The sequence below is a fragment of the Ruegeria sp. SATB027 genome (assembly GCF_059613825.1).
In genome coordinates this window covers 109,353-119,341 of sequence record NZ_JBXWTH010000027.1, presented here as the reverse complement: position 1 = coordinate 119,341, position 9,989 = coordinate 109,353, and the positions used below count along the sequence as shown (strand labels likewise).

Annotated in this window: 6 protein-coding genes; 1 reads left to right on the top strand and 5 read right to left on the bottom strand. The window is 57.5% G+C overall.

What is annotated here, in order from left to right; all coding sequences use genetic code 11:
* Window positions 1-220 precede the first annotated feature (220 nt).
* Window positions 221-2,614, top strand: a complete 2,394-nt coding sequence (locus AC2FPW_RS05085) for a mechanosensitive ion channel domain-containing protein (RefSeq protein WP_496812756.1) — start codon at window positions 221-223, stop codon at window positions 2,612-2,614.
* Window positions 2,615-2,675: 61 nt separating this feature from the next.
* Here AC2FPW_RS05085 and AC2FPW_RS05080 read toward each other — a convergent pair whose 3' ends face one another.
* From AC2FPW_RS05080 to AC2FPW_RS05060, 5 genes are read right to left on the bottom strand one after another with little or no spacing between them, the layout of a single operon-like run.
* Window positions 2,676-4,028 (bottom strand): CoA transferase, encoded by a 1,353-nt coding sequence (locus AC2FPW_RS05080; RefSeq protein WP_496812755.1) that lies wholly within the window; start codon window positions 4,026-4,028, stop codon window positions 2,676-2,678.
* Window positions 4,025-5,179 (bottom strand): ABC transporter permease, encoded by a 1,155-nt coding sequence (locus tag AC2FPW_RS05075; protein ID WP_496812754.1) that lies wholly within the window; start codon window positions 5,177-5,179, stop codon window positions 4,025-4,027. The genes AC2FPW_RS05080 and AC2FPW_RS05075 overlap by 4 nt, the downstream gene beginning before the upstream one ends.
* Window positions 5,176-6,204 carry an ABC transporter permease gene (locus tag AC2FPW_RS05070; RefSeq protein ID WP_267363792.1) on the bottom strand — a complete coding sequence of 343 codons (1,029 nt, stop codon included), beginning with the start codon at window positions 6,202-6,204 and terminating at the stop codon, window positions 5,176-5,178. The genes AC2FPW_RS05075 and AC2FPW_RS05070 overlap by 4 nt, the downstream gene beginning before the upstream one ends.
* 14 nt (window positions 6,205-6,218) lie before the next feature.
* Window positions 6,219-8,132, bottom strand: coding sequence for an ABC transporter substrate-binding protein (locus tag AC2FPW_RS05065; RefSeq protein WP_496812753.1), 1,914 nt, complete (start codon window positions 8,130-8,132; stop codon window positions 6,219-6,221).
* Entirely contained in the window at window positions 8,125-9,897 is a 1,773-nt protein-coding gene (locus tag AC2FPW_RS05060; protein WP_496715040.1) for an ABC transporter ATP-binding protein, read from the bottom strand. The genes AC2FPW_RS05065 and AC2FPW_RS05060 overlap by 8 nt, the downstream gene beginning before the upstream one ends.
* Window positions 9,898-9,989 lie beyond the last annotated feature (92 nt).

Below are 9,989 nucleotides of genomic sequence, written 5' to 3'. Positions count from 1 at the left end.
GCGCCACCGCCAGGCAAGGTCGCCAAAAAAACCCGATGATGACAGTCGGGGCGAACCTGAAACTTTTGCTTGGTCATATTCAATTTTCGAAAGATTGAAAACACCTGCAGACATCAGAGTGCGCCAAGAACACGTCCTAACACGATATCGAGACGGTTTGATGCGAGTGTTTGAACTGCCTGAAATGCTTCTGTAATCTGACCAACATCAGGAAAACTGGATGCAAAACCCGATGAGATATGATTTTCTGGCCGTATTGTTCTTTGCGTTGTGGGCCATTGTTCTGGGCGTTCCTAATGGTGCATTGGCGCAGTCATCCTTGATTCCCGGATATCCCTCAGGGTCGGGCAGTGTATCCGAGACTGCCAAGGAAAGTGATCTGGCTGCTGCTATCCGTGCCGCCAGCGACGCAGGTGCGAGTGTAATTGTCATCGACAGTGCCGGTAAAGTTGTGACAACGGCGGGTGGAAAGGATGCAGGTTCCGGTGGCGCAGACCGCGATTCGAGCAACCCGATGGGTGACGGCTCACAGCTGATGAAGGCGCAAGAGCGGTTCTCGAAGTTTCGTGAGTCGATGCAATCCAGGCTCGAGGCGCTGCCCTATTCTATTTTTGAAGTACAATACATCCTGCGCCAGACCAGCCCGGATGGCCGAATTCAGACCTATGTCGAGGTGTTGGGCTGGAATATCCTGTTCCTGTTACTTGGGCGGTGGCTGTCGATCGAGATATACGGGAAGCGGTTCGCGCGCCGCTGGGTGGTGGCGCGGATCAAGGACGACCCGCAGGGGTATCGGGAAAAGATGCCGTTCCTGCTGTTCCGGTTCCTGATGGGGATCGGTGCCACGATCTTTGCCATGATCATGGCTTTGATCGTTGGGTACCTGATCTTCGGCGAGGCCGAGGATATCTCGGTCCAGTTCACGATCACGGCCATCTTTACGGCCTTTTTCCTGTCGCGCACGGTGTCGGACCTTTGGCGCATGGTCCTGTCACCTTATCTGAGCCAATATCGATTACCGCCCTTTTCGGACAAGAATGCGCGCAGGCTGTATATTTGGGCGTCCGTGCTGGCGACCTATGACATTTCGGTCGTTCTGTTTTCTACCTGGGTCGCGGATTTTGGACTGAATTACAACGTCTACGCCATGGTGTATGGCGGTCTGACGATGCTGGGCGCGCTGGGCAATATACTGATGATCCTGTTCAACGCCCGTGCCATCTCGAACGCGATCCGGGGCGGGCGGGCATCCGATCAGGTGTCATGGCTGTTGCGGTTTGTGTCTTTTGGCTGGGCACCGGCATTGATCATCTATGTCGTGTTCAGCTGGTTCCGTCTGGCTGTTGATCTGGCGCTGGAGCATCCGACGCCGCTGCCGCTGATTGCAAGCAGCTACATGATCTTCATGTCCGTGGTCGTGGCTTATGGTGCAATGAACTATCTGCTGGAGCGATATTTTGACCGCTCGCGCATGATTAGCGAAATAAACGGGGAAGCCGCCGCAGCGGATGAAGGGGTCGTGGCGACGGAAATATCCGAGCCCGAACAACCAAAGCAGTATCTTCTGACCTATGAAGATCTGGCCCGCCGGGTTGCCGGGATACTGGCATTTGTGCTCGGGGCTTATGCGCTTGTCGTGATCTGGTACCCGAATGCGGACTGGAGCGAGGATCTGCCGGTTGAACGTGCGCTGGATGTGATGGTTGTCCTGTTCATCGGGTACATCCTGTTTCACTTCTTTCGGATTTGGATCGACAGCAAAATCGCTGAAGAATCCGACGATGGCACCGAGGTTGAACTGGGCGACGAAGGTGGCGAAGGCGGGCAAAGCCGTCTGGCAACGTTGTTGCCGCTTTTCCGGGGCGCAATTCTGGCCGTTGTCGTGGTTACAATCGTTCTGATAGTCCTGATGGAACTGGGTATTAACGTCAGCCCGCTGTTTGCGGGTGCCGGTGTGGTTGGTTTGGCCGTGGGGTTCGGGTCACAAACGCTGGTGCGCGACATTTTTTCCGGCGCATTCTTCTTGTTGGATGATGCGTTCCGGAAAGGAGAATATATCGACATTGGGGATGTGAAAGGCACGGTCGAGAAAATCTCGGTCAGGTCCATGCAGCTGCGCCACCATCTGGGTGCGCTGAACACCATTCCCTTTGGTGAGATCAAAGTGCTGACCAACTACTCGCGCGATTGGGTGATTATGAAGCTGCCGCTGCGCGTGACCTATGACACCGATGTCGAGAAGGTCCGCAAACTGATCAAGAAACTGGGACAGGAGTTGTTGACCGATCCTGTAATCGGAGACAATTTCATCCAGCCGCTAAAGTCGCAGGGCGTGATCGAGATGCAGGATTCGGCGATGATTATCCGGGTCAAGTTCATGACGAAACCGGGTGATCAATGGCTGGTACGCAAGAAGGTCTATCAGGACATTCGCGAGCTGTTCGCGCGCGAAGGGATCAAGTTTGCACATCGCGAGGTCACTGTAAGATTGGCGGATGGCAAGGAAGCGGAAGACCTGACGCCGAAACAGCGTGAAGCCGTGACGGGGGCTGTTCAGGCCGCGATCGACGAGGATTATCTGGACGATATCGGACCGGGCGGTGACGACCGATAGCAAGGCCTTCCGTCGCTTTGAATTGCGCCTCGGATGAGGTGCCACCGAAAGAGCTGGGTCACTAGGAAACGAAGGGCCAGACCGGTTCGGATGTGCCCAGTTTGGACGCCGGTAAATCCCATTGCAGCGCAGTTTCACCGAGGCTAAGCGCTGGTCTGAGACGGTGCCCCGGTCCCCAGCCCGAGGCTTCTGTCGCAGGCAAGTAATCCGTGGGTATCGGGCGAATGGGCTCGGCCTCGACGTCGTCTTTGCCGAGAACCGCCAATAGCTCGGCGGTGCGGGCAAGGGACAGATGCGCATGCATGATGGAATTGCCCGACGCGGCTTCGGCCAATGCGGAAAGGACGGCGGCGGCCATCAGGTAGCCGGTCGCGTGGTCCAAAGCCTGAACAGGCAACGGCGTCGGTTTGTCTGCGTCAGCCCATCCCATGCCCGCATGCGCAATTCCCGCGCTCATCTGGACAAGGCTGTCAAACCCGCGCCGAGTCGACCAGGGGCCTTGCCAGCCATAGGCATTCAGCGTCACCTCGACCCTGTTCGGTGCCAGTTCATCGCGCTTGGCGCGGGTCAGGCCAAGCGCGTCCAACGCGCCGGGCCGGTACCCGTGTACGAACACATCCGCTTGGGGCAGAAGTTCTTGCAGCCGTTCCATGCCATTGGTCGATTTCAGATCGAGATAGGCGCAGTGTTTTCCAAGTGAAATGTCGGGGATCACACCGGGTTCGTCCCAGCCGGGCGGATCGATCCGCAGAACCTCGGCCCCGAAACCGGCCAATGTGCGGGTCGATACCGGACCTGCCAGAACGCGTGTAAGGTCAAGAACCCGCAGCCCGGCAAGAGGTCTTGCAGAGGTTGCCTGCGGTCTCTCCCGCAGCTTGACGTACCGGGGGCCTTGCCAGCCAATCAACGGGTCGCGCGATACAGCGCGGCCCTGCGGATGTTCAAGCCACTCGGTCCGGCTGCGCATGGCAGCGGCCACGCCGCCTTCGGCCACAATATCGGTTTCCAAATCGGATATGGCCCGGGTTCTGACGGCTTTTGTCACAGCTTCACGCTCTGGCGGGGTTCCGAGAACCTTCATCGCTGCTGCGCGATGGCGCGGAAGGTTGGTGTGCAGCCTGATCCAGCCATCTGAGGCCCTGTAGTCCCCCGCGACCGCATCCCAAAGGTTTGGCATTTCCCAGCCATCGGACTTGAAGGAATAGCCGAACCACAACGATGCCAGCCGGTGGTCGATGGCGATCTCGGGGGCGTTTTGGGTCAGGTTCAGCGCCTGCATAAAGCGGGCCATCTCTTGCCCAACGGCTGCAAAGCTGGCCGTCGCCAGTTCGGAGACGGCAAAAGCACTTGGCAGAGCGCCTGTGCCGACCTTGCGATATCGGTCGGCGGCGGGAAGGGTGGCAAGAAGGCTCATTGCTGATAAGGATCAAGGCTGTCGCGCAACCCGTCACCCAGAAAGTTGAAAGCCAGTACGATCACGATAATCGGCAGCATCGGGATTGCCGTCCAAGGGTAGATCTCGATCGATGCGAGGTTTTGCGCGTCATTCAGCATCACCCCCCAGCTGACCGCTGGTGCACGAAGGCCTAGGCCAAGAAAGCTAAGCGCCGTTTCCCCAAGTATCATTGCCGGGATCGACAGGGTGGCTGATGCAATCAAGTGAGACATGAAATTCGGCAACAAGTGCTTACGGATCACCCGGCCCGAGCTTGCGCCCATCATTTCTGCGGCCCGTACATATTCTTCCTCGCGCAGTGACAGGAACTTTGCACGAACTGAACGCGCCAGTCCTGGCCAGTCGAGGATGCCGAGGATGATCGAAATGATGAAGAACACGGCAACCGGGCTCCAGTTTGATGGCACTGCGGCAGACAGTGCCAGCCACAGCGGCAATTCCGGCAGCGAACGCAGAATTTCGATGACCCGGTTGATGACCCAGTCGATGCGGCCACCGAAATAGCCGGCCATCGAACCGAACAGGATACCCAGAAAGAATGATACCGAAATACCGATCAGCCCCACGGTCAGCGACAGCTGCGCCCCATAGAGGATGCGGCTGAAGATATCGCGACCCAGCCTGTCGGACCCCCAGAGGAACAAGGTGGCACCATCCGGCGCGCAGAAAAGATGCCTGTCTGTCTTGATAAGACCCGCAAGTTGATATTCGGACCCTTCACAGAAGAACCGGATCGGGCGCGGGTCGTCAGTGTCAGGGACGAACTTCCACTGGAAGGTTTCCAGATCCGCCTCGGCGACGATTGGAAAAACATGGGGGCCGATAAAAGCGCCTTCGTAAAACCAGTTCACCGATTGCGGTGGCGCATACAGATGCTCTCCGTTCCGGTCATTCGGGCCATAAGGCGCGATGAAGCCTGCAAATGGCAGCATCAGGTAGCACATTAGCAGGAAAATGCCCGAGATCAGACCCAGCTTATGCGTGCGGAACTTGCGCCAGACCAACACCCAGTTGGGGGCATCCAGATCGGCCCGTTCCAGTTGCTGTATCGACGCCTGCGGATCAAAGGGCGCGTCATCGACGTAGCGGTTGTCAGGAGTATCGGTCATGCTTCGCGCCCCTCATATCGTATGCGGGGATCCAGCATGACTAGCAGAATATCCGAGATCATCGTGCCGATAAGCGTCAGCAGCGCGACAAACATCAGGATAAACGCGGACAGGAATTGGTCCTGCGTTTTCAGTGCTGTCAGCAAAGTCGGCCCGATGGTTTGCAAGCCTAGAACGACTGACACCAGAACCGATCCCGACACCATAGATGGCAGAAGGTTACCGATATCCGCAACGAACGGATTGAATGCCACGCGCAACGGATATTTCGTCAGCATCCGCGATGGGGCCATACCCTTGGCAATGGCCGTTTCCACATAAGGCTTACCCAGTTCATCGAGCATATTTGCCCGCAGGCGCTGCATCATCGCCGATGCGCCCGAGGTTCCGATGACAAAAGTCGGAACGATCAGGTGGATGAGAATGGATTTCATCTTGTCCCAACTCAGCGGCTGACCTTCGAATTGCGGATCCATCAGGCCGCCGATAGGCAGGTTGAAATACCGATGCCCGTAGTAGAACAGGATCAGGGCCAACAAAAAGTTGGGTGTCGCTAGCCCCAGATAACCCACAAAAGCCGAGGTATAATCAATCCATGTCCGTGATCGCGCCGCTGCAATAACACCTAAGGGAAGAGCAACGGCATAAACAAACAGGATCGCGGCCAGGTTGACGACGACCGTCAACCAAAGCGTGTCACCCACGATCTCCGATACAGGCCGGTCGAACTCAAAGGACCAACCGTAATTGCCTTGGATCAGACCGGAAAACCCGTGCGGTCCCGGCCAGAAGCCCACCCAGATCAGGTACTGTTCCCACATGGGGCGATCCAGAGCGTACTCGGCGCGCAGAAACTCGGCCTTGGCGACACCCGCTGACTGGCCCGAGGCCTGAAGCTCGGCAATCTGGTTGCTCAGGTAATCACCGGGCGGCAGGTTGATAATTATGAAGATCAGGACCGAGACCACCAACAATGTCAGCAGCATCGTGAAAAAGCGATACACCGCATAGCGCAGCATGACCATTTAGCTGCTCCTGCTTAGTCGGCGAAAAAGAACTCGTCCGGGCGGTGAACGCCGAAATGCGCACCGGGCTCCCATGCCCACATGGCCTGTTCCGGCACATTGCGCAGACGGTTCGACACGACAATGGGTTGGGGTGCTCCGTTCAGGATACCAATGGCATAAAGCTGATCGGCGTGGATTTTAAGCATTTCCGTCCAGATTTCCTTGCGTTCGTAGTCCGTTGTGGCGACCTCCCAGTTATGGGCCAGTTGCATCAGACGTTCTGCCTCGGGCATGTCGGGGGCTTCCCCGGCTTCACCACCTGTCTGGTAGAACTGGCCCCATTTTGGCCAGGCTAGGAATACCTGATCGGTGGGCGCCAGATAGGTTGGAGACGTGTGTGCCTGCGGGATGCCGTCATCCCATCCATACCAGACCGATGCCATCGAGTTGCCGGCAAACACCCGGTTGCGCAGGATATCGCGATCCAATGGGCGCATGACCAGCTTGACCCCGATCTCGCGCCAGGTGTCGGTGACGATTTGCAAGGCGTTTTCAACCTCTTGCCGCTCACCAGCAGTTTCGATCACCAGTTCCATAGGACGGCCATCCGGTAACAGACGGACACCGTTCTTGTCGCGCTCGGTCAGGCCGACCTCATCCAGCAACGCATTGGCCTGGCCGACATCGTAACTGGCCCAGGCGGTGGCATTCCTTTCATCGTAAAAGGGCGAGGCAGGCAGAACCGACATTGCACCGGGGTGCGCAAGCTTGAAATACAAAGCCTGGTTGATTGTCTCGCGGTCGATGGCAAGGGAAAGGGCGCGCCGCACACGGACGTCACGCAACACTTCGCGCCAGGCGTCATCCTCGAAATTGAGGTTCGGATAGATCGCGATTTGCGATGCAACGCCGGTTTTCCACAGTAGTGTCTTGTAGCCGCCTTGCGCCTCGCCTTTTTTCAGGATGGAAGCGTCGCGGAAATCCAGGCCCCGACCTTGCAGGTCGCTTTCCCCTGCATTGGTTTTGGCGGCAACCAGACCGGGGGCAACGATCTCCATCTCGACCACATCGATATAGGGCAGCTGAACCCCTTTGCTGTCGATACGGTGGTAATAGGGGTTACGTACGAAATTGTGGCGGATTTTCTTGCCGGAACTTGCGTTCAGCCACGGTTGCAACGTGGGCAATTCGTGATTGTCGAACTTGTACAGGTTGTCGAGCTTGTTGTGCAGCGCGGCCCAGCTTTTGACGCGGGCATCGTCGACCAGAAAGGCAAGTTCCTCGGGGTCGGCATATTTCTCGTGATATCGTTTCAGGAACGCTGCGGGACGATAGATAAAGGGCGGTCTTGCCTGAGCCAGCGATTGTAGAAAACCCGGGTTAGGGTTCTCCCATTCGAAAATCACAGTGGTTTCATCCGGGAAGGTAACGGTGGGTGATTTGCCTTCGACAATCAGAAAATCCGGCGGGCCTGACGGGCTGAGCAATTTGTTGTTGGCAACGTCTTCCCACCAATAGCGGAAATCTTCCGACGTAAACGGAGAGCCGTCGGACCATTTGTGCCCTTCGCGCAGTTTCAGGGTGAACTTGCGGCCGTCTTCGTTTTCAAACGACGCCAGCAAATCGGGGATAATCTCGTAGTTCTGGTCGAAACCGACCAGCCGGGCATAGCCATAGACAACCATCTGGCGAATATCTTTGGAGCGCGTGATCATGGTGCGCAGGGTGCCGCCCTGTTTGCCGAATTCGCGACCCTTTGCTGCCAGATCGACAATCAGTGGGTCCGCTGGCAGGCGCTCCTGAACGGGAGGCAGATTGCCCGCTTCTACTTCCGCGTTCCAGAACGCGCTTTCCTGCGGCGTCGGGATCGTCTCGGCCGTGGCGGGCAGCATCCCGATGAACGCCAGCGAAGCGGCCAGGATCAGGGGGCGAGTGGTCTTAAACATGGCAACGTACCTTATGGCCCGGTTCCAATTCCACCAATGAGGGTATCACGGTGTCCGAGAAACGAAAGGCTTCATCCCAACTGTCCGGCGCGCCGGCGCCCAAGGAAACCACTTGCAGGTCGATCGGGCGATTGATGTCGGGTTCGGGTTGAGCGGCAATCAGCGCTTTGGTGTAGGGGTGGCGCGGATTGTAGAAAAGAGTTTCGGGTGGTGCTTGCTCGACGATCAGGCCTCGACGCATCACGGCAACTTCGTCGGCGATCCGTGCGACCACAGCCAGATCGTGCGAGATGAACAGATAGGACAGATTCAGGCTATCCTGCAGATTTTCCAACAGGGTCAGAATCTGCCCCTGTACCGATACATCCAGCGCCGAGGTGGGTTCGTCACACACGATGAGCTGCGGGTCGAGCATCATGGCGCGGGCTATCGACAGACGTTGCCGCTGGCCCCCCGAAAAGGCGTGTGGATAGCGTTTCAGCATGTCGGCTGTCAGGCCGACGCGCTGCAACATCTCGGCGGCCTTGTCGCGCTGCTCGGCGGTTGTTCCGATGCGGTGAATTTCCAGCGGCTCAGTCATCGCGTCCTGAATGCGCATCCGCGGGCTGAGCGAGCTGTAGGGATCCTGAAACACCATCTGCGCATTGCGCTGAAACGCCGTGCGCTGGGCGCGGGTCATGTTGTGCACCGTGACGGGATCGGCATTCGGCGCGGTGCGAAACAGGACTTCTCCGCCGGGATCGGGCAGTTCCGCACCCAACGCGATCCGCGCGGCTGTCGTTTTACCTGATCCGCTTTCACCGACAATGGCCAGCGTCTTGCCACGTGCAAGATTCAGATCGACCCCTTTGCACGCATAGATTTCCTTGTCGGCCTGCCACCCTTTGCTGGACCGCATCGTGTAGGTCTTTGAGACGCCCTTCATCTGAAGGATCAGATCGTCGTCCGGCATCGGTATGCCCACAGCAGCCTGATCAGGAATTTCCGGCGCAGCATCAAACAGTTGTTTGGTATATGGATGCGCCGGGGAGGTCAGGATTGGTGCGGCCGGGCCAGCCTCCATGATGCGGCCCTTGTGCATGACCACAACCTGTTCGGCCATGTTGGCAACCACGCCCAGATCATGGGTCACCAGAATAAGCGCCATGCCAGTCTCGCGCTGCAATTCCTTGATCAGCCCCAGAACCTGAGCCTGAGTGGTCACATCCAGCGCGGTGGTTGGCTCGTCCGCGATCAGCAACTCGGGTTTGGATACCATGGCCATCGCAATCATGGCGCGTTGGCGCATTCCGCCCGACAGCTCGAACGGGTAGGAGTCATAGGCGCGCTGCGGATCTGGAAAACCCACGCGCTCGAACTGCGTCAGGACCTTTTTTCGCGCTTCAGACTCGGAAAGCCCACGATGCAGCCACAGGACTTCACTGACCTGATTCCCAATCTTGTGCAGAGGTGACAGTGATCGCATTGGTTCCTGAAAGATCATCGAAACGCGATTGCCACGAATGCCGCGCATTTCCCGTTCGGTGACCGCTGTCAGGTTACATGTGCCCTTGGAATCATTCAAAGTTATCGTGCCGCTGCGTATCTGGGCCGTTCGCGGCAGAATCCGCAAGACGGCCCGGCACGTGATGGTTTTACCCGATCCCGATTCACCGACCAGCGCCAAGGTTTCCCCTGGTTTGACATCAAAGTTCACATCCGCGACCACGGAACTTCCCGCACCAAAGCCGATGCTGAGGTCTCTGACGCACAACAACGCGCTCATGCAGGCTTTCCAACCGTTTGGCCGCTTGGTGACATCGGTCGTTTCAACTCCCCGTGATTTTTTCGCCAGTGTCGCGCGGTTCCGCCTGTCTA